Source organism: Streptomyces sp. NPDC001380 (assembly GCF_042895785.1).
Taxonomy (GTDB): domain Bacteria; phylum Actinomycetota; class Actinomycetes; order Streptomycetales; family Streptomycetaceae; genus Peterkaempfera.
Genome location: NZ_JBIAWP010000014.1, coordinates 55,153 through 80,326, shown reverse-complemented (window position 1 = coordinate 80,326; position 25,174 = coordinate 55,153). Strand labels below are relative to the sequence as shown.

The following is a 25,174-nucleotide window of genomic DNA, read 5'->3' as shown; positions in this document are numbered from 1 at the left end:
GCCCCGGCGACAGCATCAGCCCCAGCGGCCGCGTCAGCCCCAGCGGCCGGTGCGGCCGAGCAGCAGGGCGCCGGCGGCGACCCCGGCGGTGGAGGTGCGGAGCACGGAGCGGCCCAGCCGGTACGGGCGGGCGCCGGCCCCGGCGAAGGCGGCCAGCTCGTCCGGGGAGACGCCGCCCTCGGGGCCGACGACGAGCACGATGGAGCCGGACTCCGGCAGCGGGGCGGCGGCGAGCGGGTCGGCGCCCTCCTCGTGCAGGACGGCGCCCAGGGCCGACGCGCCGAGCAGCTCCGCCACCTGGCGGGTCGTCATGAGGTCGTGCACCTCGGGGAAGCGCAGCCGCCGCGCCTGCTTGCCCGCCTCCCGGGCGGCGGACCGCCACTTGGCGAGCGCCTTCTGCCCGCGCTCGCCCTTCCACTGGGTGATGCACCGCGAGGCGGCCCAGGGCACCACCGCGTCCACGCCCACCTCGGTCATGGTCTCCACGGCGAGCTCGCCGCGGTCGCCCTTGGGCAGCGCCTGGACCACGGTGATGCGGGGCCGGGCCTCGGGCTCCTCGCGGACCTCGGCGACCTCGGCGTCCAGGGCGTCCTTCCCGTGCAGCGCCGCCACCGCGCCGTACGCGCCGAGGCCGCGCCCGTCGGTGAGCACCACGGGCTCGCCGACCGCGAGGCGCCTCACGGCGACGGCGTGCCGCCCCTCGGCGCCGTCCAGGCGGACCAGGGAGCCGGGGCGGGCGCCCTGCAGGCGGTCGTCGTCGACGACGAAGACGGGGGCGGTCATCGCGGCGGGTCCTCGGTGCGGTGGGGCCGCCGGGCCGGGCCCGGCGGGGGCGGTACGGGGTCCGGCCGGGGCACGCGCCCCGGCCGGGAGGCCGGGTCAGCGGCCGTTGAAGGCGTCCTTGAGCCGGGAGAACAGGCCCTGCTGGCCCGGCGCGAAGGTGCCGGACGGCCGCTCCTCGCCGCGCAGCTTGGCGAGCCGGCGGACCAGCTCCTCCTGCTCCGGGTCGAGCTTGGTCGGCGTCTGCACCTCGACGTGGACGATGAGGTCGCCGCGTCCGCCGCCGCGCAGGTGGGTGATGCCGCGGCCGTGCATGGGGATCGACTGGCCGGACTGCGTGCCGGGCCGGATGTCGACCTCCTCCAGGCCGTCCAGCGTCTCCAGCGGCACCTTGGTGCCGAGCGCCGCCGCGGTCATCGGGATGGTGACGGTGCAGTGCAGGTCGTCGCCGCGCCGCTGGAAGACCCGGTGGGCGGTCTCGGCGATCTCCACGTACAGGTCGCCGGCGGGGCCGCCGCCGGGGCCGACCTCGCCCTCGCCCGCGAGCTGGATGCGGGTGCCGTTGTCGACGCCGGCCGGGATCTTCACGGTCAGGGTGCGGCGGGCCCGGACGCGGCCGTCGCCCGCGCACTCGGGGCACGGGGTGGGCACGACGGTGCCGAAGCCCTGGCACTGCGGGCACGGCCGGGAGGTCATGACCTGGCCGAGGAAGGAGCGGGTGACCTGGGAGACCTCGCCGCGCCCGCGGCACATGTCGCAGGTCTGCGCGGAGGTGCCGGGGGCCGCGCCCTCGCCGTTGCACGTGGTGCAGGTGACGGCGGTGTCGACCTGGATCTCCTTGGTCGTGCCGAACGCCGCCTCCTCGAGGGTGATCTCGATGCGGATCATGGCGTCCTGGCCGCGACGGGTGCGCGACCGCGGCCCCCGCGACCCGGCCGACGCGCCGAAGAAGGCGTCCATGATGTCGGAGAAGCCGAAGCCCGCGCCGGTGCCGAAGCCGCCCGCGCCGCCACCGCCGCCGTTGGGCGACAGCGGGTCGCCGCCGAGGTCGTACACCTGGCGCTTGGCCGGGTCGGAGAGCACCTCGTACGCGGCGTTGATCTCCTTGAAGCGCTCCTGCGTCTTGGGGTCGGGATTGACGTCGGGGTGCAGTTCACGCGCCAGGCGCCGGAACGCCTTCTTGATCTCGTCCTGACCCGCGTCCCGTCGGACGCCCAGTACCGCGTAGTAGTCCGTGGCCACCAATGACTCCGCTTGCTCCGCCTCTAGACCTTACGACTCAGCCAGGATCTGACCGACGTACCGTGCCACCGCGCGTACCGCTCCCATCGTGCCCGGGTAGTCCATCCGCGTGGGGCCGATGACGCCCAGCTTCGCGAGGGACTCGTCGCCCGAACCGTAGCCCACCGAGACGACCGACGTGGAATTGAGCCCCTCGTAGTCGTTCTCGTGACCGATGCGGACCGTCGTCATGCCGGGCTCGGCCGTCTCCCCCAGCAGTCTCAGCAGCACCACCTGCTCCTCCAGCGCCTCCAGCACCGGCCGGATGGTGAGGGGGAAGTCGTGCCCGAAGCGGGTGAGGTTGGCGGTGCCGCCGAGCATGATCCGCTCCTCGGTCCGCTCCACCAGGGTCTCGAACAGGGTGGAGAGGACGGCCGAGACCACGGGCCGGTCGTCCGGCTCGAAGGCCTCCGGCAGGTCCTGCAGGCGGGCGGGCACCTCGGGGAAGCGCACGCCCGCGGCGGCGGCGTTGAGCCGCGCCCGCAGGTCCGCGAGGACCGTCTCGCCGACCGGGGCCGGCGCGTCCACGATCCGCTGCTCGACGCGGCCGGTGTTGGTGATCAGCACCAGCATGACCTTGGTGGGCGCCAGGCCCAGCAGCTCCACGTGCCGCACCGAGGAGCGCGACAGCGAGGGGTACTGGACCACGGCGACCTGCCGGGTCAGCTGCGCGAGCAGCCGGACGGTGCGGGCCACCACGTCGTCGAGGTCGACCGCGCTGTCCAGGAAGTGCCGGATGGCGCGGCGCTCGGGCGCCGACAGCGGCTTGACCTCGGCCAGGCGGTCGACGAAGAGCCGGTAGCCCTTGTCGGTGGGCACCCGGCCCGCGCTGGTGTGCGGCTGGTGGATGTAGCCGTCGTCCTCCAGCGCCGCCATGTCGTTGCGCACCGTCGCCGGGGAGACCCCCAGGTTGTGCCGTTCCACGAGGGCCTTGGAGCCGACCGGCTCCTCGGTCCCCACGTAGTCCTGGACGATGGCGCGCAGGACCGCGAGCTTGCGTTCGTCGAGCATGGCACGCACCTCCGGCGTCAGTCGTTCGACCAGTGAGGGTTCGGTCCCCGGCCCCTGCGGCTCTGGCACTCTGCGCGGGCGAGTGCCAGGACCGTACCTGCCAGTGTAAGGCCCGGCCCCGACGGCCGGAACGGGCCGTCGGCCGATCCCGCCCCGGCCGCCCCGGAGCCTGCCGCCCCTGCGCCCGACGTCCCTGCGTCTGCCGCACCTGCGTCTGCTGTCGCCGGGGCCCCGGCGGTGGCAGCATCGAAGCAGGGACGGTCCGGCGGCCGTGCGGCCGCGCCGGCCCCGTCCACGGAGGAGGAGCCATGGCTCTGTCAGGGCAGCGGGAGGGCGGGCGCCGGAGGGACCGCCACCGGGAGGACCGCCGCCGGACGCCGGCGCAGCGGACGCGTTTCGCTCCCGACCGCGGACTGACCCGGCGGATGGTCACCACGATGTTCCTCATCGGACTGGTCTACGTGGGCTTCACCGGCCTGCTGATCGCCCTGCTGGGCCGGGCCTGGCCGATCGTGGTGGTGGTCTCCGGCGTGCTGTTCGTCGCCCAGTTCTGGTTCAGCGACACCATCGCGGAGAAGGCCATGGGCGCCCGCGAGGCCTCCCCGGAGCAGTACCCGCAGCTGCACGGCGCGGTCGACCGGCTGTGCGCGCTCGCCGACATGCCCAAGCCCCGGGTGGCCGTCGCCGTCAACGACATGCCGAACGCCTTCGCCACCGGCCGCACCCCGCAGAAGGCCGTGGTCTGCGTCACCACCGGGCTGCTGCGCCGCCTGGAGCCCGAGGAACTGGAGGGCGTCCTCGCCCACGAGCTCTCCCACGTCGCCCACCGCGACGTCGCCGTGATGACGATCGCCGGCTTCCTCGGCGTGCTGGCCGGCGCGCTCACCCGGATCGGCCTGTGGGGCGGCCTGCGCGGCGGCCGGGACCAGAACGCGGCGATCGCGATGCTCGTCATCCCCCTGGTCAGCATGGCCGTGTACGTGCTGAGCGTGCTGCTCACCCGGCTGCTCTCCCGCTACCGCGAGCTGGCCGCCGACCGTTCGGCGGCGCTGCTCACCGGGCGGCCCTCCGAACTGGCGTCGGCGCTCACCAAGGTCACCGGGCAGATCTCCCGCATCCCCACCGAGGACCTGCGGCGGGCGCAGCCGTACAACGCCTTCTGGTTCGCGCCCGCGCTGAACGCCCGGGACGCCGCGGCGCAGCTGCTCTCGACCCACCCGAGCCTGGAGAAGCGGCTGGAGCAGCTCGGCCGGATCTCCACCGAGCTGGGCCGCTGAGGTGGGCCTCTGGGACGCGCTGCTCGGCCGCCGCAGACCCGTGCGGCCCGACCTGGACCAGCTCTTCGGCCTGCCGTCGGCCGCGGTCACCCTGGAGGCCGCGGCCGGTTTCCGGCCGACCGGGCTGGGGTCGGTCTGCTTCGCCGCCGTCGAGGGCGGCGCCTTCGCCGAGGTCGAGCGGCAGGTGCGGGCGCTGCTGGACGCCGACGTCGCGGGCGGCGGCGCGCCGGTGGAGGCGAGCCGCGACTCCTACGGCTACTCCTGGCTGCTGGCCCGCCACTCCCCCGACGACCTGCCGGGCCTGGTCAACGACCTGCACGCGGTCAACAGCGAGCTGGAGGCGAACGGCTTCGGCCCGCAGCTGCTCTGCTCGCTCGTGGGCTTCCGCGACCCGCAGGGGCGGTCGCCGGCGCTGGTGTACCTGTACAAGCGGGGGACCTTCTACCCGTTCTGCCCGGCCGCGGGCGGCGGGGAGAGGCGGGACAGCGCGCTGGAGCTCCAGGTGCGGGCGCTCGTCGGCGACGACCTGCGGGTGGAGGAGGACCTCTCCCGCTGGTTCCCGGTGTGGGGCGCCCCGGGACTGTGAGCCGGACCGCCCCGGACCGCGGGCCGGACCGCCCCGGGGCCGCACGCCGGGGCGGCGGGCGGGGCCGTGGCGTTCCCGGGCCCCGGCCGGTCCGGCCCCTACAATCCCCGGATGCGCAGCAGGCAGTACGGCCCCGACCTGACCCCGCCGTGGAAGCGGCAGCGGCCCGCGCCGGAGGTGCCCGCCGACCCCGGCCTGGTGGTCGAGGAGCCGGGGACCGGCTTCTGCGGGGCGGTGGTGCGCTGCGAGAGGACGGCCGAGGGGTTCACGGTCACCCTGGAGGACCGCTTCGGCAGGCATCGGGTCTTCCCGATGGCGCCGCGCGGCTTCCTGCTGGAGGGGAGGGCCGTCACCCTGGTCCGCCCGGCCGCCGCCGCTCCCGCCGTGCCCCGGCGCCCCGGGCGCACCGCCTCCGGCTCGGTCGCCGTGCCGGGCGCGCGGGCGCGCGTCGCCCGCGGGTCGCGGATCTACGTGGAGGGCCGCCACGACGCCGAGCTGGTGGAGCGGGTCTGGGGCGACGACCTGCGCATCGAGGGCGTGGTGGTGGAGTACCTGGAGGGCGTGGACGACCTGCCCGCGATCGTCGCGGAGTTCGCCCCCGGTCCGGGCCGCCGCCTGGGCGTCCTGGTCGACCACCTGGTGCCCGGCTCGAAGGAGCAGCGGATCGCCGACCGTGTCACCGGCGCGGACGTGCTGGTGGTGGGCCACCCCTACGTCGACGTCTGGCAGGCGGTGAAGCCCTCCAGCGTGGGCATCCCCGGCTGGCCGGAGGTGCCGCGCGGGGAGTCGTGGAAGGAGGGGGTCTGCCGCGGCCTGGGCTGGCCGGTGGACACCCCGGCGGCCTGGCGCCGCATCCTCGCCTCGGTGGACTCCTACCGCGACCTCGACCCGGCCCTGCTGGGCCGGGTCGAGGAGCTCATCGACTTCGTCACGGAGCCGGACCGGCCGTGACCGGCCGGGCGCACCCGCCGCCGGCCGCCCTCAGTCGACCAGGTCGCGGACCAGCGCGTCCGCCAGGAGGCGGCCGCGCAGGGTGAGGGCGGCGCGGCCGTCGGCGTACGCGCCGGGGCGGAGCAGGCCGTCGGCGAGGGCCCGCTCGGCGGCGCGCAGGCCCGCGGGGGCGAGCAGGTCCAGGGGGCAGCCGTCGACGAGGCGCAGTTCCAGCAGGACGCGCTCGACCCGGCGGTCCTCGGCGGCGAGCACCTCGCGGCCCTGGCCGGGCGAGCGGCCCTCGGCCAGCGCGCGGGCGTAGGCGGCGGGGTGCTTGGCGTTCCACCAGCGGACGCCGCCGACGTGGCTGTGCGCGCCGGGGCCCGCGCCCCACCAGTCGGCACCGGTCCAGTACAGCTCGTTGTGGCGGCAGCGGGCGTCCTCGGAGGCCGCCCAGTTGGAGACCTCGTACCAGTGCAGGCCGGCGGCGGTGAGCATCTCCTCGGCGAGGAGGTAGCGGTCGGCGTGGACGTCGTCGTCGGTCATGGGGATCTCGCCGCGCCGGACCCGGGCGGCGAGGCGGGTGCCCTCCTCGACGATGAGGGAGTAGGCGGAGACGTGGTCGGGGCCGGCGGAGAGGGCGGCCTCCAGGGAGGCGCGCCAGTCGTCGTCGGACTCGCCGGGGGTGCCGTAGATGAGGTCGAGGTTGACGTGGTCGAAGCCGGCCGCGCGGGCCTCGGCGACGCACGCCTCGGGGCGGCCGGGGGTGTGGTGCCGGTCGAGGACGCGCAGCACGTGGGGGCGGGCGCTCTGCATGCCGAAGGAGATCCGGTTGAAGCCGCCCTCGCGCAGCTCGGCGAGGTAGGCGGGGTCGACGGACTCGGGGTTGGCCTCGGTGGTGACCTCGGCGCCGTCGGCCAGGCCGAACTCGTCGCGGACCGCGGCGAGCATCGCGACCAGGTCGGCGGCGGGCAGCAGGGTGGGGGTGCCGCCGCCGACGAAGACGGTGGAGACGGGCGCGTCGGCGGCGCCGAGGACCCGGCGGGCGAGCCGCACCTCGGCGACGAGGTTCTGCGCGTACGTCTCCTGGGAGGCGACGGCGCCGGAGGAGCGCAGCTCGGTGGCGGTGTAGGTGTTGAAGTCGCAGTAGCCGCAGCGGGTGGCGCAGTACGGCACGTGGACGTAGAAGCCGAGGGGGCGCTCCCCGACGCCGGCCAGGGCGGAGTCGGGCAGGGCGCCGTCGGCGGGGACGGGCTCGCCGTCGGGGAGGGTGGAGGGCATGGACCCATTGTCCGGCATGCGCGGCACCGCCCCGCCGGGCGGGCGGGGCGGTGCGGGTCCGCGCGGGTCCGCGGGCGGGTCAGGCCTCCCGGGCCCCGTCGTACATCGCCTCGATGGCGTCGGCGTACTCGCGCTCGACCACCGGCCGCTTGACCTTGAGGCTCGGGGTGAGCTCACCGTGCTCGATGTCGAGGTCGCGGGGCAGGACGGTGAACCGCTTGACCGTCTGCCACCGCTGCAGGCCGGCGTTGAGCGTCTCGACGAAGCCGCCGACCAGCTCGTGCACCTCGGGCGAGGTGCAGACCTCGGCGTAGGAGCGGCCGCCGAGGCCGTGGGAGGCAGCCCACGGCATGATCGCCGTCTCGTCGAGGGTGACCAGCGCGGTGCAGTAGTTGCGGCCGTTGCCGATGACCAGGATGTTGCTGACGAAGGGGCAGACCGCCTTGAAGCGGCCCTCGACCTCGGTGGGGGCGACGTACTTGCCGCCGGAGGTCTTGAACATGTCCTTCTTGCGGTCGGTGATGCGGACGAAGCCGTCCCCGTCCACCTCGCCGATGTCGCCGGTGTGGAACCAGCCGTCGCTCTCCAGCACCTCGGCGGTCTTCTCCGGAAGGTTGTGGTACCCGCGCATCACACCGGGGCCGCGCAGCAGGATCTCGCCGTCCTCGGCGATGCGGACCTCGGTGCCCGGCAGCGGGGTGCCGACGGTGCCGACGCGGTAGTTCTCGCCGGGGTTGCAGGTGGAGCCGGCGCTGGTCTCGGTGAGGCCGTAGCCCTCCAGGATGTGGACGCCGGCGCCGGCGAAGAAGTAGCCGATGTCGGGGGCCAGGGCGGCGGAGCCGGAGATGCAGGCCCGCATGCGGCCGCCGAAGGCGTCGCGGATCTTCGTGTAGACCAGCCGGTCGGCCACCGCGTGCTGCGCGGCGAGGGCGAACGGCACGGAGCGGGTGCCGGTCCGCACCATGGCCTCCTCCGACGCCTTCGCGTAGGCGCGCGCGACGCCGGACGCCCAGCGGAAGATCCGGTACTTGGCGCCCCCCTCGGCCCGGGCCTTGGCGGCGATGCCGTTGTAGACCTTCTCGAAGATGCGGGGGGCCGCGGCCATGTAGGTGGGGCGCACCAGCGGCAGGTTGTGGATGATGCGGTCCACCCGCCCGTCCACCGCGGTGACGATGCCGAGCTGCACGGCGCCGGAGGTGAGGGTCTTGCCGAAGACGTGGGAGAGCGGCAGCCACAGGAACTGCACGTCGTCCTCGGTGAGCAGCCCGGAGGCGATCTGGGCGGCGGCCTGGTACGCCCAGCAGTCGTGGACCAGGCGGACGCCCTTGGGGCGGCCGGTGGTGCCCGAGGTGTAGATGAGGGTGGCCAGCTGCTCCCGGTCGATGGCCTGGACGGCCTTGTCGACGGCGTCCGGGTGGTCCTTGAGGTACACCTCGCCGCGCCGCTCCAGCTCGGCGAGGGAGAGGACCTCCACGCCCTCCGCCTCGGGCAGCTCGGAGGGGGCGTCGAAGACGACGACGAGGCCCAGCTCGGGCAGGTGGTCGCGCTGTCCGAGGACCTTGGCGAGCTGCGCGCCGTCCTCGGCGAAGAGGGCGCGGCTGCCGGAGTCGGAGAGGATGTAGGCGGTCTCGTCGCCGTTGGTGGAGGGGTACACCGCGGTGGTGGCGGCGCCCGCGCACATCACGCCCATGTCGGCGAGGACCCACTCCAGGCGGGTGGAGGAGGAGATCGCCACCCGCTCCTCGGGCAGGATCCCGGCCGCCATGAGTCCGGCGGCGATCGCCTTCACCCGGACGGCTGCGCCGCCCCAGGTCATGGTGCGCCACTGCTCGGCGCCCGGTGCGCTGTCGGCGGCCTGCTCGTCCACCGGCACGGGATAGCGGTAGGCGGGGCGGTCCGGGGTGGCCTCGACCCGCGAGAGGAAGAGGTGGGCCACGGAGGCGGGCCGGTTCTCGATCAGGGACTGCGTGGGATCCACGGATACCTCCGGGGGACCGGCGACCGGCCGCAACGACACTGTTAACTGGCGGGTAACTCGCAAGCAACGGTCAGCGTAGGGGGAAGACCGGCCCTCACGTAAGGGGGCACAGGACCCGGGAAGCCGCCGGTGGAAGGCGGTGCACACGGTGCGGCGCGGAGTGCCGCGGAGTGCCGCGGAGGCCGCGGGGCCGATATCCGGTACCCGGGTGCACCCGGATGGCCGATGATGGAGCGGCCCGCAGGGGGACGGGACCCCCTCCCCCCACGGTCCGCGACCGACCGTCCGCCGTCGTCCGCCACCGCCCGCCACCGCCCGAGAGACCTCCGTGCTCATCAGACTCCTACGGGCCCACCTCAGGCCCTACACCCAGCCGATCGCCCTCCTGGTCCTGCTCCAGCTGGTGCAGACGCTCGCCACCCTCTACCTGCCGACCCTCAACGCCGACATCATCGACCAGGGCGTCGTGCAGGGGGACACCGGCTACATCCTCCGCACCGGCGGGGTGATGGCCGCCGTCACCCTGGTCCAGATCGTCTGCGCGGTCGGGGCCGTCTACTTCGGCGCCCGCACCGCGATGGCGCTCGGCCGCGACGTGCGCGCCGGCGTCTTCGACCGGGTGCAGTCCTTCTCCGCCCGCGAGGTCGGGCGGTTCGGCGCCCCCTCGCTCATCACCCGCACCACCAACGACGTCCAGCAGGTCCAGATGCTGGTGCTGATGAGCTTCACGCTCATGGTGTCGGCGCCGATCATGTGCGTCGGCGGCATCGTGATGGCGCTCAACCAGGACGTGCCGCTCTCCGCCCTGCTGGTCGTGATCGTGCCCGTGCTGGGCGTCCTGGTCAGCCTGATCGTCCGCCGCATGCGGCCGCTGTTCCGCACCATGCAGGTGCGGATCGACACCGTCAACCGGGTGCTGCGCGAGCAGATCGGCGGCCTGCGGGTGATCCGGGCGTTCGTCCGCGACCGCCACGAGCAGGAGCGCTTCGCCGGGGCCAACGGCGAGCTGATGGACGTCTCGCTGCGGGTCGGCCGCCTGATGGCGCTGATGTTCCCCGTCGTGATGACGGTGGTCAACGTCTCCGGTGTCGCCGTGCTCTGGTTCGGCGGGAAACGGATCGACTCCGGCGGCATGGAGATCGGCGCCCTCACGGCCTTCCTCAGCTACCTCATGCAGATCCTCATGTCGGTCATGATGGCCACCTTCATGTTCATGATGGTGCCGCGCGCCGAGGTCTGCGCCGAGCGCATCCGGGAGGTGCTGGACACCGACTCCAGTGTCGTCCCGCCGCTCGCCCCCGTCCGGACCCTGGCCCGCAGCGGCCACCTGGAGCTGCGCGGCGCGGACTTCCGCTACCCCGGCGCCGAGGAGTCCGTGCTGCGCGGCGTCGACCTGGTGGCGCGGCCCGGCGAGACCACCGCCGTGATCGGCTCCACCGGCAGCGGCAAGTCCACCCTGCTGGGCCTGGTGCCCCGGCTCTTCGACGCCACCGGCGGCTCCGTGCTCGTCGACGGCGTCGACGTGCGGGAGCTGGACCCGGCGCTGCTGGCCCGCACCGTCGGCCTGGTGCCGCAGCGGCCGTACCTCTTCTCCGGCACCGTCGCCTCCAACCTGCGCTACGGCAACCCGGACGCCACCGACAAGGAGCTGTGGCACGCCCTCGAGGTCGCGCAGGCCCGCGACTTCGTCGAGGGGCTGGCCGAGGGGCTGGAGGCGCCCGTCGCCCAGGGCGGCACCAACCTCTCCGGCGGGCAGCGGCAGCGCCTGGCCATCGCCCGGACCCTGGTGCGCCGTCCGGAGATCTACCTCTTCGACGACTCCTTCTCCGCCCTGGACTACGCCACCGACGCCGCCCTGCGGGCCGCCCTCGCCCGGGAGACCGCCGACGCCACCGTCGTGATCGTCGCCCAGCGGGTCAGCACCATCCGCGACGCGGACCGGATCGTCGTCCTGGACGAGGGCCGTGTGGTCGCCACCGGCACCCACGCCGAGCTGATGGCCGGCGACCCGACCTACCGGGAGATCGTGCTCTCCCAGCTCACCGAGGAGGAGGCCGCGTGAGTACGCCGAAGTCCGTACCGCGCCGGGGCCCGGCGCCCATGGCGGGCCCCGCCCGCTTCATGGGCGGCGGGCCGGTGGAGAAGTCCATGGACTTCAAGGGCTCGGGGAAGCGGCTGCTGGGCACGCTGCGCCCGCAGCGCGCCCTGGTGGCCGCCGTGCTCGCCTGCGGCGTGCTCAGCGTGGGCCTGTCGGTGGCCGGTCCGCGCATCCTCGGGCACGCCACCGACCTCATCTTCTCCGGCGTGGTGGGCCGCCGCCTGCCCGCCGGGACCACCCAGGCCGAGGCCGTGGCACAGCTGCGGCTGCGGGGCCAGGGCACCCTCGCCGACATGCTCGCCTCCATGCACCTCACCCCGGGGCGGGGCATCGAGTTCGGTGCGGTCGGCCACGTGCTGCTCTGGGCGCTGGTGGTGTACCTCGCCGCGGGCGCCCTCGGCGTCCTGCAGGGCCGACTGGCGGCACTCGTCATCCAGCGCGCCGTCTTCCGCCTGCGCGAGCAGGTCGAGGCCAAGCTGTCCCGGCTGCCGCTCGGCTACTTCGACCGGCAGCCGCGCGGCGAGGTGCTGAGCCGGGCCACCAACGACATCGACAACATCGCCCAGACCTTCCAGCAGACCATGGGCCAGATCGTCAACTCGCTGCTGACCATCGTCGGCGTCCTCGCGATGATGTTCTGGATCTCGCCGCTGCTGGCCCTGATCGCCCTGGTCACCGTGCCGGTCTCGGTGGTGGTGGCGACCGCGGTCGGCAAGCGGGCGCAGCCGCAGTTCGTCGCCCAGTGGCGGACCACCGGCGTGCTCAACGGCCACATCGAGGAGATGTACACCGGGCACGCGCTGGTCAAGGTCTTCGGCCGGCAGCGGGAGGCCGCGGAGACCTTCCGGCGGCACAACGAGGAGCTGTACGCGTCGAGCTTCCGGGCGCAGTTCATCTCCGGGATCATCCAGCCCGCGATGATGTTCATCGGCAACCTCAACTACGTGCTGGTGGCCGTCGTCGGCGGCCTGCGGGTCGCCTCCGGCGCGCTGTCCATCGGCGAGGTGCAGGCGTTCATCCAGTACTCGCGGCAGTTCAGCCAGCCGCTCACCCAGGTGGCGAGCATGGCCAACCTGGTGCAGTCCGGCGTCGCCTCCGCCGAGCGGGTCTTCGACCTCCTCGACGCCGCGGAGCAGTCGCCGGAGCCCGCCGCGCCGCTGCGCCCCGCCGAGCTGCGCGGCCGGGTGGCCTTCGAGGACGTCTCCTTCCGGTACGAGGCCGACAAGCCGCTGATCGAGAACCTCTCGCTGAAGGTCGAGCCGGGCCAGACCGTCGCCATCGTGGGGCCCACCGGCGCCGGCAAGACCACCCTGGTCAACCTGCTGATGCGGTTCTACGAGACCACCGGCGGCCGGATCACCCTGGACGGGACGGACATCGCCGCCATGTCCCGGGAGGAGCTGCGGTCCGGCATCGGCATGGTGCTGCAGGACACCTGGCTCTTCGGCGGCACCATCGCGGAGAACATCGCCTACGGGGCCGAGGGCGCCGACCGCGACGCGGTGGTGGCGGCGGCGAGGGCGGCGCACGTCGACCGGTTCGTGCGCACACTGCCCGACGGCTACGACACGGTGCTCGACGAGGAGGGCTCCGGCGTCAGCGCCGGCGAGAAGCAGCTGGTCACCATCGCCCGCGCCTTCCTGGCGGAGCCGGTGATCCTGGTGCTGGACGAGGCGACCAGCTCGGTGGACACCCGCACCGAGGTGCTGATCCAGCGGGCCATGGCCACCCTGCGGACCGGGCGGACCAGCTTCGTCATCGCCCACCGGCTCTCCACCATCCGGGACGCGGACGTGATCCTGGTGATGGAGTCCGGCGCGATCGTCGAGCAGGGCACCCACGAGGAGCTGCTGGCGGCGGGCGGCGCGTACGCCCGGCTGTACGCGGCGCAGTTCTCCGAGGCGGTCGCCGAGGTCGACTGACGGCGGCGCGGCGGCGCGGCGGCGCGGCGCCACGGGCTGCACCGCGCCGCAGGCGGCGGACGGCCCGGGCGGCGGGCCGCCCGGGGGAACGGCGAAGGGGGCGCACCGGCTCGGCCGGTGCGCCCCCTTCGCGTGCGGTGGGACCGCGCCGCTCCCGGCCGCTACTTCTTGCTCTTGTCGGCGGGGCCGTCGGAGTCGGTGGAGAGCGCGGCGATGAAGGCCTCCTGCGGGACCTCCACGCGGCCCACCATCTTCATCCGCTTCTTGCCCTCCTTCTGCTTCTCCAGCAGCTTGCGCTTGCGGGAGATGTCGCCGCCGTAGCACTTGGAGAGGACGTCCTTGCGGATCGCGCGCACGGTCTCGCGGGCGATCACCCGGGAGCCGATGGCGGCCTGGATCGGCACCTCGAACTGCTGGCGCGGGATGAGCTCGCGCAGCTTGCCGGCCATCTGCACACCGTAGTTGTAGGCCTTGTCCTTGTGGACGATCGCGGAGAAGGCGTCGACCTTGTCGCCGTGCAGCAGGATGTCGACCTTCACCAGCTGGGCCTGCTGCTCGCCGATGGGCTCGTAGTCGAGCGAGGCGTAACCGCGGGTCTTGGACTTCAGCTGGTCGAAGAAGTCGAAGACGATCTCGGCGAGGGGCAGGGTGTAGCGCAGCTCCACGCGGTCCTCGGAGAGGTAGTCCATGCCCTGGAGGTTGCCGCGGCGGGCCTGGCAGAGCTCCATGATCGCGCCGACGAACTCGTTGGGCGCCAGGATCGTGCCGCGCACCACCGGCTCGTGCACCTCGGCGATCTTGCCGGTGGGGAACTCGCTGGGGTTGGTGACGATGTGCTCGACACCGTCCTCCATCACCACGCGGTAGACCACGTTGGGCGCGGTGGCGATGAGGTCGAGGTTGAACTCGCGCTCCAGCCGCTCCCGGATGATCTCCAGGTGCAGCAGGCCGAGGAAGCCGCAGCGGTAGCCGAAGCCCAGCGCCACCGAGGTCTCCGGCTCGTACACCAGGGCAGCGTCGTTGAGGCGCAGCTTGTCCAGGGCGTCGCGCAGCAGCGGGTAGTCCGAGCCGTCCAGCGGGTACAGCCCCGAGAACACCATCGGCTTGGGGTCCTTGTAGCCGCCCAGCGCCTCGGTGGCGCCCTTGTGCATCGAGGTGATGGTGTCGCCGACCTTGGACTGCCGGACGTCCTTCACGCCGGTGATCAGGTAGCCCACCTCGCCGACGCCCAGGCCGTCGGAGGCCTTCGGCTCGGGCGAGATGACGCCGATCTCCAGCAGTTCGTGGGTCGCGCCGGTCGACATCATGGCGATGCGCTCGCGCTTGGTGAGGTTGCCGTCGACCACCCGGACGTAGGTGACCACGCCGCGGTAGGCGTCGTACACCGAGTCGAAGATCATGGCGCGGGCGGGGGCGTCGGCGTTGCCCACCGGGGCGGGGATCTTGGCGACGACCTCGTCCAGCAGCGCCTCGACGCCCATGCCGGTCTTGGCACTGACCTTGAGCACGTCGGAGGGGTCGCAGCCGATGATGTGCGCCAGCTCGGCGGCGTACTTCTCGGGCTGCGCGGCCGGCAGGTCGATCTTGTTGAGGACCGGGATGATCGTGAGGTCGTTCTCCAGCGCCAGGTACAGGTTGGCGAGGGTCTGCGCCTCGATGCCCTGGGCCGCGTCCACCAGCAGGACGGTGCCCTCGCAGGCCGCCAGGGACCGGGACACCTCGTAGGTGAAGTCGACGTGGCCGGGGGTGTCGATCATGTTGAGGACGTGGGTGCGTCCCGCACCCTCGCCGCTCCCCGGCGCCCACGGCAGGCGAACCGCCTGCGACTTGATGGTGATGCCGCGCTCACGCTCGATGTCCATCCGGTCGAGGTACTGGGCGCGCATCTGCCGCTGGTCGACGACACCGGTGAGCTGCAGCATCCGGTCGGCGAGCGTCGACTTGCCGTGGTCGATGTGGGCGATGATGCAGAAGTTCCGGATCAGCGCAGGGTCGGTGCGGCTGGGCTCCGGCACGGTGTTCGGCGTCGCGGGCAACTGGGGGTCCAGATTCTCAGGGGATCGATACGTCGCTCCCATAGTCCCACGAGCGGAGGCGGGCCCGCTCAGCGCGCCGCCGCTCCTCCGCGCCGCACCGCGAGCGCCCAGCCGACCAGCGGCGCCTGCAGCGGCAGCCGCCCGTACGCCACGGCGCGCCTGGCCGGGGAGGCCCGGCGCCAGTCGTACGCCATCTTCACGTTGGCCGGGTAGACCACGGCGAACAGTCCGGCCGCGGCGAGGCCGCCCAGGCGGCGGGTGCGGGGCAGCGCCACGGCGGCGGCACAGGCCAGCTCGGCAGCGCCGCTGAGCTGCGTGTACAGGCGCGGGCCGCCCGGCAGCACCCTCGGCACGAGGGCGTCGAACGGCTCGGGCCGCACGAAGTGCAGCGTCCCCGCAGCCGCGAGCAGGCCGGACAGCAGGAGGGCGGAGCGGCGGCCGGAGGCGGCCCCGCGCAGACGGCGGACGGTGCCGGGGATCACGGGGACCATGGGGCCACCCTGGCACAGGGGGTGGCGCGGCGGGGGCCGGTCCGGCGAGGATCACACCCCGTGATCCTCGAATCGGCCCTGCTCGACGTCCTGCCCGGCGAGGGGGAGGCGTTCCTCGCCGCCTTCCGCGAGGCCCGCCCCCTCATCGCGGCGCAGCCCGGCTTCCTGCACCTGGAGCTGCGGCGCTGCCTGGACGAGGGGCGCGGCTCCCGCTTCCTCCTCCAGGTGGGGTGGGAGCGGCTGGAGGACCACACCGAGGGGTTCCGGCGGTCCGCGGAGTACGCACGCTGGCGGGAGCTGCTGCACCGCTTCTACGACCCGTTCCCCGAGGTGGAGCACTACGGCGAGCCGCTGGCCGACGCGTGAGGCGGTCCGGCCCGGACGGGTTTGGGCGGCCGCTGCACCCCTGGTAACGTGGCCTGCTGCGCCTGCACTCCGTGCGGGCGCGCCGTCAAGACCGACCAACTCAGACTGAGGCTCCTTCGTGGCGAACATCAAGTCCCAGATCAAGCGGAACAAGACCAACGAGAAGGCGCGCCTGCGCAACAAGGCCGTCAAGTCCTCGCTGAAGACCGCTGTCCGCAAGGCCCGCGAGGCCGCCGAGGCCGGCGACTTCGAGAAGGCCACCGTGCTGGCCCGCGAGGCCTCCCAGAAGCTCGACAAGGCCGTGAGCAAGGGCGTCATCCACAAGAACCAGGCCGCCAACAAGAAGTCGGCCCTGGCCCAGCGCGTCCACTCCGCCCAGAACGCCTGATCACGGCCGACGCCTGATCGGCGCCCCTGCGGCGCTCCGGCCGGACGGACCCGGCGGTCCCTCTCAACCGCCCCCGTCGACGGCCACCCGCCCGGCACGGACCGGCCCTCTACCCGGTCCCCCCGCGGCAGCACGACCTCGCACCGCACGCGGCCTGCGTTCGCCACGCGGGTGCGGTGCACACCGCTTGACGGCAAGGCGCCGCGGCAGTCCCTCCCCAGGGCGGCCGCGGCGCCTTTCCGCTGTCCCGGGCCCTCCCGGGTCCCCTCGCGGCCGCCGCCGGCCGTTGCCGGCCGCCGCGGGCCCGTCGCCGGTCGGGGGTGCGGGCGGGACCGGCCCTGGCACGCTCCGCGACGGGGCGGCGACGGCGGAGGGCCGCGGCGGCGACGCTGCGGCGATCGACCGGTCGGGCCGTCAGCCGGTCGTCCGCCAGCCGGTCATGCCGTCAGTCCGTCGGGCAGCGCAAGGGAACCGCCGGGCGGGGCCGGCGGGCCGTCAGTGGTTCCGGCCGGAGCGCGCCGCACGGGAGACGGTGACGACCGCCCGCTCCAGCGCGTAGGCCGGATCGTCCGACCCGCCCTTGACCGCCTCGTCCGCCGCGGCGATCGCGGTCAGCGCCGTCGCGACGCCGTCACCGGTCCAGCCGCGCATCTGCTGGCGCACCCGGTCGACCTTCCACGGGGGCATGCCCAGCTCCCGGGCCAGGTCGGCGGGCCGCATGCCGCGCCCGGCGGTCGCCAGCCGGCCGATGCTGCGCACACCGGACGCCAGCGCATAGGTGATGCCGGTGGGGGGCTGGCCCACCGCAAGCGCCCAGCGCAGCCGCTCCAGCGCCTCGGCCGTGCGGCCGGTCACGGCCAGGTCGGCCACCTCGAAGCCGGTGGCCTCCGCCCGGCCGCTGTAGTAGCGGGCGATCACGGCCTCGTCGATCGGTCCGTCGGTGTCGGCGGCGAGCTGGCCGACGGCGGCGGCCAGCTCGCGCAGATCGCTGCCGATCGAGTCCAGCAGGGCCCGGCACGCCTCCTCGGAGGCCGAGCGCCCGGCGGTGCGGAACTCCCCCTTGACGAACGCCAGCCGCTCCCCCGCCTTGGCCATCTTCGGGCAGGCGACCTCGCGGGCGCCCGCCTTGCGCGCGGCGTCCAGCAGGCCCTTGCCCTTGGCGCCGCCCGCGTGGACCAGCACCAGGACGACCTCGTCGGCCGGGGCGGCGATGTACGCCTTGACGTCCTTCACGGTGTCGGCGGCGAGGTCCTGGGCGGCGCGGACCACGACCACCTTGCGCTCGGCGAAGAGCGACGGGGTGGTGAGCTCCGCCAGGGTGCCCGGCTGGAGCGCGCCGGGGGCGAGGTCGCGCACGTCGGTGTCCGGGTCGGCGGCCCTCGCGGCCGCCACCACCTGGGCGACGGCGCGGTCCAGCAGCAGCTCCTCCTGGCCGACCGCGAGGGTCAGCGGGGCGAGCAGGTCGTCGGGTGCGCTCTTCCTGGCCATCGCGCCCAGCATCCCATGCGGCGCCGACAGCGCCGAAGCGGCGGAGCCCGGCTCCGGAGGGCCGGAGGCGGGGCGGGGGCAGGGGCAGGGGCAGGGGCAGCGGCGGCAGGGCGGCCCGCGACGGCGGAGAGGGGAACGGGACCAACGGGCACGAGCGGCGGTCGACAGCGGAGGGCCGGGGCGGCCGTGCGGTCCGGCGGCGGGCGGGCACCGCCCCCGCCGCCGTGGAGCGCACAGGCCTGCCGCCGGGGCCCCGCGTCCGGGTCGGGGAGAATGGCCGGGTGACCGAACACGCCGACCTCGCAGGACCCGCCCACCCGGGCGGCGCCGTCCGCCGACTGCTCGTGCTCCCCGACCGCGACACCGCCGAGGAGGCCGCGGCCGAGGCGGTGGAGCGGTGGCCCGAGCTGGGCGAGCCGGAGCTGGTGCGCGAGGCGCTCGCCGGGGAGGACGACGCCGAGGACGCCCAGTGGCTGGTCGTCCTGGAGCAGCCCGGCGCCGCGTGGGCGGAGGCGCGGCGTGACGACCTGGAGCGGCTCGCCGCCGGCCACGGGGGCTGGTGCGAGGACGCCTGACGCGCGCGCCCGGCGTCCGCCGGCACGCTGCCGGACGGCCGGGCCGCCCGCCCCGGGGCTGCTCCCGTCGGCCCCGGGGCGGTCGGACGCGGGAGCGGGCGGACGCGGGAGCGGGCGGACGCGGGAGCAGGCGGATGCGGGAGCGGCCGGACACGGGGACGGCCGGGGTCAGGCCGCGGCGCCGTCCCAGGCGTAGGGCGCCAGCTCCTCGTCGAGCGGCGCCCGGGTCATCCGGTTGGCCAGCGTGGACAGGGTGTACGCGCCGATGCCGAGGACGACCTCCAGGGCGTTGCGGACGGTGTGGCCGTGCGCGAGGAAGGCCCGCAGCTCCTCGGGGTCCGTCTCCCCGGCGGTGGCGAGGACGTGGAGCGCGAAGGCCCGGACCGCCTCCAGCCGGGCGTCGTCCAGGACGCGTCCTTCGCGGAGTGCCGCGACGAGGTCCGGTCCGGCGCCCATCGCGTCGAGCCTGGCCGTGTGCATGGCCACGCAGACGTGGCAGGCGTTGCGGGTGGCGACGGTGAGGATGACGACCTCGCGGGCGAGCGGGTCGAGGGTGGACGCCTCGAACAGTCCGCTGAGCCGCTGGAAGCCCTCCAGCAGCTGCGGCGACTCGGCGAGGCGCGCGACCGCGGCCGGGAGGCGGCCCAGGTGGCGCTCGGTCGCCTCCATCAGCCTGCGGGAACCGTCGGGCGCGGAGTCGGGCGTGTGGTCGGTGAAGGGGTTCGGGGTCATGGCGGATCGATCCTCCCCAGGGTGCGGCCGGAGGGGCCGCGCCCTAAGATGGACAACATGGTTGACGAAAAGGTAAACCAGGTTGTCGGATTGCGCAATGGCTGACGCTCCACGGGACCGCCGGGCCACCCACGGGTTCGAACTTCCCCTGCTGCTGTTCGCGGGGTTCCGCTCCCTCATCGACCAGCTCCACGCCGAACTGGCCGTGCAGGGCCACCCCGACCTGCGGCCGGCCCACGGGTTCGCCCTGCAGGCCGTCGGGACGGCCGGCACGACCGCCGGCGAGCTGGGGCGGCGCCTCGGCGTCTCCAAGCAGGCGGCGGGGAAGACGGCGGACCGGCTGGAGGCGCTGGGCTACGCCGAGCGGACCGGCGACCCGGCGGACGCCAGGCGCAGGATCATCCGGCTCACCCCGCGCGGCGTCGACGCGCTCGTCCGCTCGGCGGCCGTGTTCGAGGAACTGCGGGCCCGCTGGGCCGAGTCCCTGGGCGCGGAACGCCTGGGCGACCTGGAGGACGCCCTGCGGGCGGTCGTCCCGGGACCGGCCTTCCGGCTCGACGCGGCAGGGTGGTTCGGCGGCTGACCCGGTGTGCGCGGCGCACGGTCCGGTCAGCCGCCGTCGGCGGTCGCCCGCGCGACCGGGTCGCGGCGGTCCGGGCGGTCTTGGCGATCCGGGCGATCCGGTGCAGTCCGGGCGGTCGGCCCGGAAGGGACGGCCGCACGGCGCGGCGGGGCCGAGGGCCGGAGGCCGTCGGGACGCGCGGCCCGGAGCGCCGTCGTGCCCCGACCGGGCCCGTGCCGCGCCCGGCCCGGCCGGCGAGGACGGGGGCGCGGACCGTGCGGACCGTCCGGGCCGTGCGGGCCGTGCGGCGGGCGCTCACCCGCCGGGCCGGTGGGGGTGGACGACGGCGCGGAGGGCCGCCCGGCCGCCGCCGAGGACGGCGATGTCGCCGGAGGTGTCGGTGCGCAGCACCGTGGCGCCCAGGGCGCGGAGCCGGGCGACGGTGCCGGGGGCCGGATGCCCGTAGGGGTTGTCCTTCCCGCAGGAGACCAGGGCGAGGCGGGGGTGCAGGAGCGCGGCGAGGGACCAGTCCTGGCGGGCCGAGCCGTGGTGGGCGACCTTCAGGACGTCCACCTCGTGGAGCGCGGCCGGGTCGGCGGCGAGCAGCCGTGCCTGGGCGGCCGGTTCGAGGTCGCCGAGGAGGGCGATCCGCAGGCCGCCGACGGTCGCCACCGCGACGACGCTGGCGTTGTTCGGCCCGGGGGTGTCCGGGGTGGGCGGACCGGCGGGCCAGAGGACGTCCCAGGCCACGCCGGGTGCGGCGGTCCGGTGCTCACCGGGCAGGGCGCGGACGACGGGCACTCCGGCGCGGGCGGTCCAGCGCAGCACTCTGGCCTCCTCCCCCGGCGGGTCGTCCAGCACGGTGGTCTGGACGGCGCCGACGGAACGGCCGCGCAGCACCCCGGGGAGCCCCTCGACGTGGTCGGCGTGGAAGTGGGTGAGGATCACCAGGGCGATCCGGGTGACGCCGAGTGAGCGGAGGCAGGCGTCGGCGGCGTGCGGGTCCGGGCCGGTGTCGACGACGACGGCGGTGCCGGGGGCCGTGCCCGGTCCGGCGGGCAGGACGGCCATGTCGCCCTGGCCGACGTCGCACATGACGAGCCGCCAGCCGGGGGGCGGCCAGCCGGTGGTGATCCGGGTGAGGGCGGGCGGCCGGAGCAGGAGGGCGAGCACGGCGGAGGCAAGCAGCGCGGCCAGGGCGGGGTGGCGGCGCAGCCGGGGCAGGACGGCGGGGAGCGCGCAGGCCGCGGCGGCGGTGGCCGCGACGAGCAGGGCCGCCCCCGGCACGCCCGCGGGCCAGGAGGCCTCCGCGCCGGGCAGGGCCGCGCCGTGCCGGGCCACGGTGGCCAGCCAGCCGGCGGGCACGCCCGCCAGGCGGGCGAGGAGGGCGGCCGCGGTGCCGGAGACGGGGGCGGCCGCGAGGGCGGCGAAGCCGAGCAGGGTGGCCGGGGCCACGGCCGGTTCGGCGAGCAGGTTGCAGGGGACGGCGACGAGGCTGACCCGGGCGGTCAGGACGACGATGACCGGACCGCAGAACGCCTGCGCGGCGCAGGCGGCGCCGGTCGCCTCGGCGAGGCGGGCCGGCCAGCCGCGGCGGAGCAGGCCCGCGGACCAGCGCGGCCCCAGGGTGAGCAGCCCCGTCGTGGCGAGCACGGAGAGCAGGAAGCCGTAGTCCCGGGCGAGCCACGGGTCGGAGAGGACGAGCAGCAGGACGGCTGCGGCGAGTGCGGTCAGGGCGTGGCTGCGGCGTCCGGTGGCGACGGCCAGCAGGCCGACCAGCCCGGTGGCGGCGGCCCGCAGCACGCTGGGCTCGGGGCGGCAGAGGACGACGAAGGAGGCGGTGAGGGCGGCGCCCAGGGCGGCCGTGGTGCGCAGCGGCAGGCCGAGCCGGGCGGCCAGTCCGCCGCGCTCGGGGGTGGCGGCGCGGGTGGGGGCGCCGAGGAGGACGGCGAGCAGGATCGAGAGGTTCGCACCGCTGACGGCGAGGACGTGCGCCAGGTCGGTGGCGCGGAAGGCGTCGTGGAGGTCGTCGGGGATGCGGGAGGTGTCGCCCGTGACGAGGCCCGGCAGCAGGGCTCGGGCGTCGGGCGGGAGGGGGTCCGCAGCGCGGCGCAGCCCGGCGCGCAGGCCTGCGGCCGCCCGCTGCACGGCCGTGGGCGGGGCGAGCAGCCGGGGCGGTCCCCGGGTCAGCAGGACGGCGGCGACCGGTTCGGACGGGTCGTCGGACGGGAGCACGGTGACGTCCGCGGCGAGGCGGGTGGAGGGGGCCAGGGTGAGCCACCGGGCCGCCTCCCGGCCCTGGGCGGTCAGGACCACGGGGGTGCGGGTGGCGGTCGCGGCGCCTCCCGAGGTGACCAGGTCGGCCCGGGCGTGGACGGTGACGGTGCCCTGACCGCGCCCGGAGCCGCGGACGCGGGGGCCGTGGGCGACCGGGTCCCCGGTGAGGGTGAGGTCGACGGCGGCGTGGGCCCGGGTCCGGGCGAGGGCGGGGATCGGGCCGCGGTGGAGGTCGGCGGTGTGGAGGGTGGTGGTCACGGCGGCGGCCGCGGCGGTCAGCAGCAGGGCGGGGACGGCATGGCGGCGGCCGCGGACCAGGAGCACGGCGGCGGTGAGGACGGCCGCCGCGGCGCCGGCGAGGACGGCCGGGGCGCGGCCGGGGCCGGAGGTGAGCAGCACCGCGGTGGTGGCCCAGGCAGCGGCCGCGGGCGGCAGCAGCCGCAGGTCGGGGCGGAGCGCCGGATCCGGGTACGGGTCCGGGCGGGGATCCCGGACGGGGCCGGGGTTCGGGGACGGAGGCCGGCTCGTGCGCCGCGTGGGGGCGGGAGGAGGGCTGTTCATGCGGGACCGGGTCCGGGTCGCCCCGTCATCAGAGGGTGACCAGCGGACGGAGGTCGGCGTACTTGCGGGCTCCGATGCCCGCGACCTGCTGCAGCTGGTCCAGGGCGGTGAAGCCTCCGTGGGCCTCGCGGTACTCGACGATGTGGCCGGCGAGGACGGGTCCCACGCCCGGCAGGGAGTCGAGCTGCTCGGCGCTGGCGGTGTTGAGGCTGACCGGGACGGTGGGACGGCCGCCCGCCGCACCAGGGGGCGGCGGCGCAGCCGGTGAACCCGGTGCGGCGGACGCGCCGACGAGGATCTGCTCGCCGTCGACGAGGACGCGGGCGAGGTTGAGGCCGGTGGTGTCGGCACCGCGTCGCGGACCGCCGGCGGCCCGGAGGGCGTCCGCCACCCGCGAACCGCGCGGCAGGGTCCGCAGCCCCGGACGGCGGACCTTGCCGGAGACGTCCACCACCACCTGGGCGGCGGGCCCGGGCGAGGGGCGGGGAAGGGCGCCGACCGGACCCGGGCCGGACGGGGCGAGCGCGGCAGCCGCGGGGATGGGTCCGGGAGCGCCGCCGGGCACCGCGACCGACGGGACCGGGACGGAGCGGGGCCGGGCGGACCGGAAGTGCTGCACGCCGTAGCCGACGGCCAGCAGGAGGAGCACCACCAGTCCGGCGACGGCGCGGCGGTCGAGGTCCGGCAGGTCGGACAGGGCGCGGGCGAGTCGCGCGGCCCACCGGTCGGGAGGGGTTCCGGCCCGGGCCCGGGTGCGTACGGCGGCACGGGCCGCGTCCGTGCCGCCGTCGCAGGTGACGTCGTAGGTGACCTCGTAGCCGTCGTCGCAGGTGTCGTCGGTGCCGCCGGTGTCGTCGATGCCGTGGGTCTGCGGGGAGGAGGGGGGCGTGCGGCCGGTGTCCGCTGCGGGAGGGAGCACGTCCGGGCCGGGACGGCGGCCGGTGGGGCGGTGCCGCGCGCGGCGGCGCCCTGGAGCCCTCCCGGGCAGGGAGCCCGACGGCTCCCGCGCACCAGCGGTGTCCGCCATCGGGAACGGGAGGGGAAACGGTGGCGGACCGGACGCCTCCTGCGGGGACCCGCCGACTGCGGCGGCACGGGTCGGCCGGTGCGGGTCGGCGGCCTCCGGCCACGGGAACGGGGGCGGGGATTCGGGCGGAGGCGGGGGCAGGGTCACGGGAGGGGCCGGGGGCGGACCCGGGCGGAAGGAAAGACCGGGACCGGGACCGGGACCGGGACCGGGACCGGGACCGGGATCGTGGAGGGCGTACAGCTGCCCGGTCCCCGCGGCGGAGACGGGGTCGGCCGCGTGCAGCGGCGCGGAGCCCCTGGACGCGAGCGGGGCCGACTGCTGCTGGGACTGCGGTCGGAGTTGCGGCTGCGGCAGGACGGCCTCCAGGCGGTGGCGGACGAGCGCGCTCACCTCCCGGCGGCGGGTGCCGGACGGGGTCGTGGGACTCATGCCCCGGGACGCTAGGCGAGGCCGGCGACCCGTGGGCGGAACGGCCAGCAGGCTGTGGACAACCCCGGGGTGTGGACGACTCCGTTCACCCGTGGGGGTGAAAAGGAGCCCGCCCGGCCCGGTCCCGCCGGCCTTACCACCGTCACCGCTGCCACCGCCACCGTCACCGCTGCCACCGCCACCGCCCCGGCCACCGTCAGCGGGGCGACACCACCACCGCCAGCAGGCCCGGCCCCACGTGGGCGCCGATGACGGCGCCGACCTCGCCGACGTACAGGTCGCGCAGGCCGGGGATGCGGCCGCGCAGCCGCTCGGCGAGGGGCTCGGCGCGGTCCTCCGCGGCGAGGTGGTGGACGGCGACGTCGACCTCGGCCTCGCCGGCCCGCTCCACGGCGAGCTCCTCCAGCCGGGCGATGGCCCGGGAGGCCGTGCGGACCTTCTCCAGCGGCTCGATGCGGCCGCCCGCCAGGTGGAGCAGCGGTTTGACGGCCAGCGCGGAGCCCAGCAGCGCGCGGGCCGCACCGATGCGCCCGCCGCGCCGCAGGTACTCGAGGGTGTCGACGTAGAAGTAGCCCGCGGCCCCGGCCGCACGGCGCCCGGCGGCCTCCGCGACCTCCTCCGGCCCGCAGCCCCGCTCCGCGGCCTCGGCCGCGGCGAGCACGCAGTACCCCAGCGCCATGCCCACCAGGCGGGTGTCGACGACCTCGACGGGCAGCCCGGCGGAGGCCGCGGCGAGCTGCGCGGCCTCATGGGTGCCGGAGAGCTCGGCGGAGAGGTGGACCGACACCACGGCGTCCGCACCGGCCTCGGCGGCGGCGCGGTAGGCGGCGGCGAACGCCTCCGGGCCCGGCCGGGAGGTGGTCACCGTCCGGCGTGCCCGCAGGGCCTGGGCGACGTCCTTGGGCGACGCCTCGATCCCCTCGGCCAGGACCTCGTCGCCGACCACCACGCTGAGCGGCACCACGCCGATCCGGTGGCGGTCCACGGCGTCCTGCGGCAGGTAGGCCGTGGAATCGGTGACGAGGGCGACGTGGGCGGGCATGTGCGGGAGGTTACCCGCAGGGGGGCGGCGCGGGACAGGGGCCCGGGGGGACG

21 protein-coding genes are annotated in these 25,174 nt (G+C 75.5%); 9 read left to right on the top strand and 12 right to left on the bottom strand.

Going from position 1 to position 25,174, the window contains the following annotated elements; translation table 11 throughout:
• Positions 1–33: 33 nt before the first annotated feature.
• From ACFY07_RS18555 to hrcA, 3 genes are all read right to left on the bottom strand, one after another.
• The gene (locus ACFY07_RS18555) at positions 34–783 is read right to left on the bottom strand and encodes a 16S rRNA (uracil(1498)-N(3))-methyltransferase (protein WP_390869729.1); all 750 of its coding nucleotides are present in this window, start codon (positions 781–783) and stop codon (positions 34–36) included.
• A 96-nt stretch (positions 784–879) separates the two neighbouring features.
• Positions 880–2,022, bottom strand: a complete 1,143-nt coding sequence (dnaJ, locus tag ACFY07_RS18550) for a molecular chaperone DnaJ (RefSeq protein WP_230649913.1) — start codon at positions 2,020–2,022, stop codon at positions 880–882.
• A 30-nt stretch (positions 2,023–2,052) separates the two neighbouring features.
• Positions 2,053–3,072 carry a heat-inducible transcriptional repressor HrcA gene (gene hrcA, locus ACFY07_RS18545; protein ID WP_230649916.1) on the bottom strand — a complete coding sequence of 340 codons (1,020 nt, stop codon included), beginning with the start codon at positions 3,070–3,072 and terminating at the stop codon, positions 2,053–2,055.
• Between the two features lie 308 nt (positions 3,073–3,380).
• On the opposite strand from hrcA, the gene htpX reads away from it, so the two are divergent.
• The 3 genes from htpX to ACFY07_RS18530 all read left to right on the top strand — a co-directional run bounded on the left by htpX (position 3,381) and on the right by ACFY07_RS18530 (position 5,886).
• The gene (gene htpX / locus ACFY07_RS18540) at positions 3,381–4,349 is read left to right on the top strand and encodes a zinc metalloprotease HtpX (RefSeq protein WP_390869727.1); all 969 of its coding nucleotides are present in this window, start codon (positions 3,381–3,383) and stop codon (positions 4,347–4,349) included.
• A gap of 1 nt (position 4,350) precedes the next feature.
• Entirely contained in the window at positions 4,351–4,935 is a 585-nt protein-coding gene (locus ACFY07_RS18535) for a hypothetical protein (protein ID WP_390869725.1), read from the top strand.
• A gap of 111 nt (positions 4,936–5,046) precedes the next feature.
• Entirely contained in the window at positions 5,047–5,886 is an 840-nt protein-coding gene (locus ACFY07_RS18530) for a DUF3097 domain-containing protein (RefSeq protein WP_390869723.1), read from the top strand.
• A gap of 30 nt (positions 5,887–5,916) precedes the next feature.
• Here the strand turns inward: ACFY07_RS18530 and hemW are convergent, their stop codons facing one another.
• Positions 5,917–7,146, bottom strand: coding sequence for a radical SAM family heme chaperone HemW (gene hemW / locus ACFY07_RS18525; protein ID WP_390869721.1), 1,230 nt, complete (start codon positions 7,144–7,146; stop codon positions 5,917–5,919).
• Between the two features lie 79 nt (positions 7,147–7,225).
• Positions 7,226–9,124, bottom strand: coding sequence for an AMP-dependent synthetase/ligase (locus ACFY07_RS18520; RefSeq protein WP_390869719.1), 1,899 nt, complete (start codon positions 9,122–9,124; stop codon positions 7,226–7,228).
• Positions 9,125–9,452: 328 nt separating this feature from the next.
• Here ACFY07_RS18520 and ACFY07_RS18515 point away from each other — a divergent pair, with 328 nt between their 5' ends.
• Positions 9,453–11,186: an ABC transporter ATP-binding protein gene (locus ACFY07_RS18515; protein WP_390869717.1), complete on the top strand. Its 1,734-nt coding sequence runs from the start codon at positions 9,453–9,455 to the stop codon at positions 11,184–11,186.
• A gap of 59 nt (positions 11,187–11,245) precedes the next feature.
• The gene (locus ACFY07_RS18510; protein WP_390869864.1) at positions 11,246–13,144 is read left to right on the top strand and encodes an ABC transporter ATP-binding protein; all 1,899 of its coding nucleotides are present in this window, start codon (positions 11,246–11,248) and stop codon (positions 13,142–13,144) included.
• 161 nt (positions 13,145–13,305) lie between these two features.
• Here the strand turns inward: ACFY07_RS18510 and lepA are convergent, their stop codons facing one another.
• Together lepA and ACFY07_RS18500 are read right to left on the bottom strand one after the other, a co-directional pair.
• Complete coding sequence (gene lepA, locus ACFY07_RS18505; protein ID WP_390869715.1) at positions 13,306–15,180, bottom strand: translation elongation factor 4; 1,875 nt, start codon at positions 15,178–15,180, stop codon at positions 13,306–13,308.
• Between the two features lie 68 nt (positions 15,181–15,248).
• A complete protein-coding gene (locus tag ACFY07_RS18500; RefSeq protein ID WP_390869713.1) occupies positions 15,249–15,671 on the bottom strand; it encodes a hypothetical protein in 423 nt (140 codons plus the stop codon).
• Between the two features lie 60 nt (positions 15,672–15,731).
• Between ACFY07_RS18500 and ACFY07_RS18495 the strand changes: the two genes are divergently transcribed.
• Both ACFY07_RS18495 and rpsT read left to right on the top strand, forming a co-directional pair.
• Positions 15,732–16,037 (top strand): antibiotic biosynthesis monooxygenase family protein, encoded by a 306-nt coding sequence (locus ACFY07_RS18495; RefSeq protein WP_390869711.1) that lies wholly within the window; start codon positions 15,732–15,734, stop codon positions 16,035–16,037.
• Positions 16,038–16,155: 118 nt separating this feature from the next.
• Positions 16,156–16,425 carry a 30S ribosomal protein S20 gene (rpsT, locus tag ACFY07_RS18490; protein ID WP_230649940.1) on the top strand — a complete coding sequence of 90 codons (270 nt, stop codon included), beginning with the start codon at positions 16,156–16,158 and terminating at the stop codon, positions 16,423–16,425.
• 495 nt (positions 16,426–16,920) lie between these two features.
• On the opposite strand, the gene holA is transcribed toward rpsT, so the two are convergent.
• A complete protein-coding gene (gene holA / locus ACFY07_RS18485; RefSeq protein WP_230649943.1) occupies positions 16,921–17,913 on the bottom strand; it encodes a DNA polymerase III subunit delta in 993 nt (330 codons plus the stop codon).
• Between the two features lie 281 nt (positions 17,914–18,194).
• On the opposite strand from holA, the gene ACFY07_RS18480 reads away from it, so the two are divergent.
• Positions 18,195–18,488, top strand: a complete 294-nt coding sequence (locus ACFY07_RS18480) for a hypothetical protein (protein WP_390869708.1) — start codon at positions 18,195–18,197, stop codon at positions 18,486–18,488.
• Between the two features lie 168 nt (positions 18,489–18,656).
• Here ACFY07_RS18480 and ACFY07_RS18475 read toward each other — a convergent pair whose 3' ends face one another.
• The gene (locus ACFY07_RS18475; protein ID WP_390869706.1) at positions 18,657–19,220 is read right to left on the bottom strand and encodes a carboxymuconolactone decarboxylase family protein; all 564 of its coding nucleotides are present in this window, start codon (positions 19,218–19,220) and stop codon (positions 18,657–18,659) included.
• 97 nt (positions 19,221–19,317) lie between these two features.
• On the opposite strand from ACFY07_RS18475, the gene ACFY07_RS18470 reads away from it, so the two are divergent.
• Positions 19,318–19,803, top strand: coding sequence for a MarR family winged helix-turn-helix transcriptional regulator (locus ACFY07_RS18470; RefSeq protein WP_390869704.1), 486 nt, complete (start codon positions 19,318–19,320; stop codon positions 19,801–19,803).
• Between the two features lie 294 nt (positions 19,804–20,097).
• Here the strand turns inward: ACFY07_RS18470 and ACFY07_RS18465 are convergent, their stop codons facing one another.
• The 3 genes from ACFY07_RS18465 to ACFY07_RS18455 all read right to left on the bottom strand — a co-directional run bounded on the left by ACFY07_RS18465 (position 20,098) and on the right by ACFY07_RS18455 (position 25,121).
• Positions 20,098–22,620 (bottom strand): ComEC/Rec2 family competence protein, encoded by a 2,523-nt coding sequence (locus ACFY07_RS18465; protein WP_390869702.1) that lies wholly within the window; start codon positions 22,618–22,620, stop codon positions 20,098–20,100.
• Positions 22,621–22,648: 28 nt separating this feature from the next.
• The gene (locus tag ACFY07_RS18460) at positions 22,649–23,539 is read right to left on the bottom strand and encodes a helix-hairpin-helix domain-containing protein (protein ID WP_390869700.1); all 891 of its coding nucleotides are present in this window, start codon (positions 23,537–23,539) and stop codon (positions 22,649–22,651) included.
• Between the two features lie 736 nt (positions 23,540–24,275).
• Positions 24,276–25,121 (bottom strand): DegV family protein, encoded by an 846-nt coding sequence (locus tag ACFY07_RS18455; RefSeq protein WP_390869698.1) that lies wholly within the window; start codon positions 25,119–25,121, stop codon positions 24,276–24,278.
• Between the last annotated feature and the right edge of the window lie 53 nt (positions 25,122–25,174).

Coding starts and splice junctions, on each gene's coding strand:
- ACFY07_RS18555 (WP_390869729.1), bottom strand. CDS start 783: ATGACCGCCCCCGTCTTCGTCGTCGACGACGACCGCCTGCAGGGCGCC.
- hrcA (WP_230649916.1), bottom strand. CDS start 3,072: ATGCTCGACGAACGCAAGCTCGCGGTCCTGCGCGCCATCGTCCAGGAC.
- htpX (WP_390869727.1), top strand. CDS start 3,381: ATGGCTCTGTCAGGGCAGCGGGAGGGCGGGCGCCGGAGGGACCGCCAC.
- ACFY07_RS18530 (WP_390869723.1), top strand. CDS start 5,047: ATGCGCAGCAGGCAGTACGGCCCCGACCTGACCCCGCCGTGGAAGCGG.
- hemW (WP_390869721.1), bottom strand. CDS start 7,146: ATGCCCTCCACCCTCCCCGACGGCGAGCCCGTCCCCGCCGACGGCGCC.
- ACFY07_RS18510 (WP_390869864.1), top strand. CDS start 11,246: ATGGGCGGCGGGCCGGTGGAGAAGTCCATGGACTTCAAGGGCTCGGGG.
- ACFY07_RS18500 (WP_390869713.1), bottom strand. CDS start 15,671: ATGGTCCCCGTGATCCCCGGCACCGTCCGCCGTCTGCGCGGGGCCGCC.
- holA (WP_230649943.1), bottom strand. CDS start 17,913: ATGGCCAGGAAGAGCGCACCCGACGACCTGCTCGCCCCGCTGACCCTC.
- ACFY07_RS18475 (WP_390869706.1), bottom strand. CDS start 19,220: ATGACCCCGAACCCCTTCACCGACCACACGCCCGACTCCGCGCCCGAC.
- ACFY07_RS18470 (WP_390869704.1), top strand. CDS start 19,318: ATGGCTGACGCTCCACGGGACCGCCGGGCCACCCACGGGTTCGAACTT.
- ACFY07_RS18465 (WP_390869702.1), bottom strand. CDS start 22,620: ATGAACAGCCCTCCTCCCGCCCCCACGCGGCGCACGAGCCGGCCTCCG.
- ACFY07_RS18455 (WP_390869698.1), bottom strand. CDS start 25,121: ATGCCCGCCCACGTCGCCCTCGTCACCGATTCCACGGCCTACCTGCCG.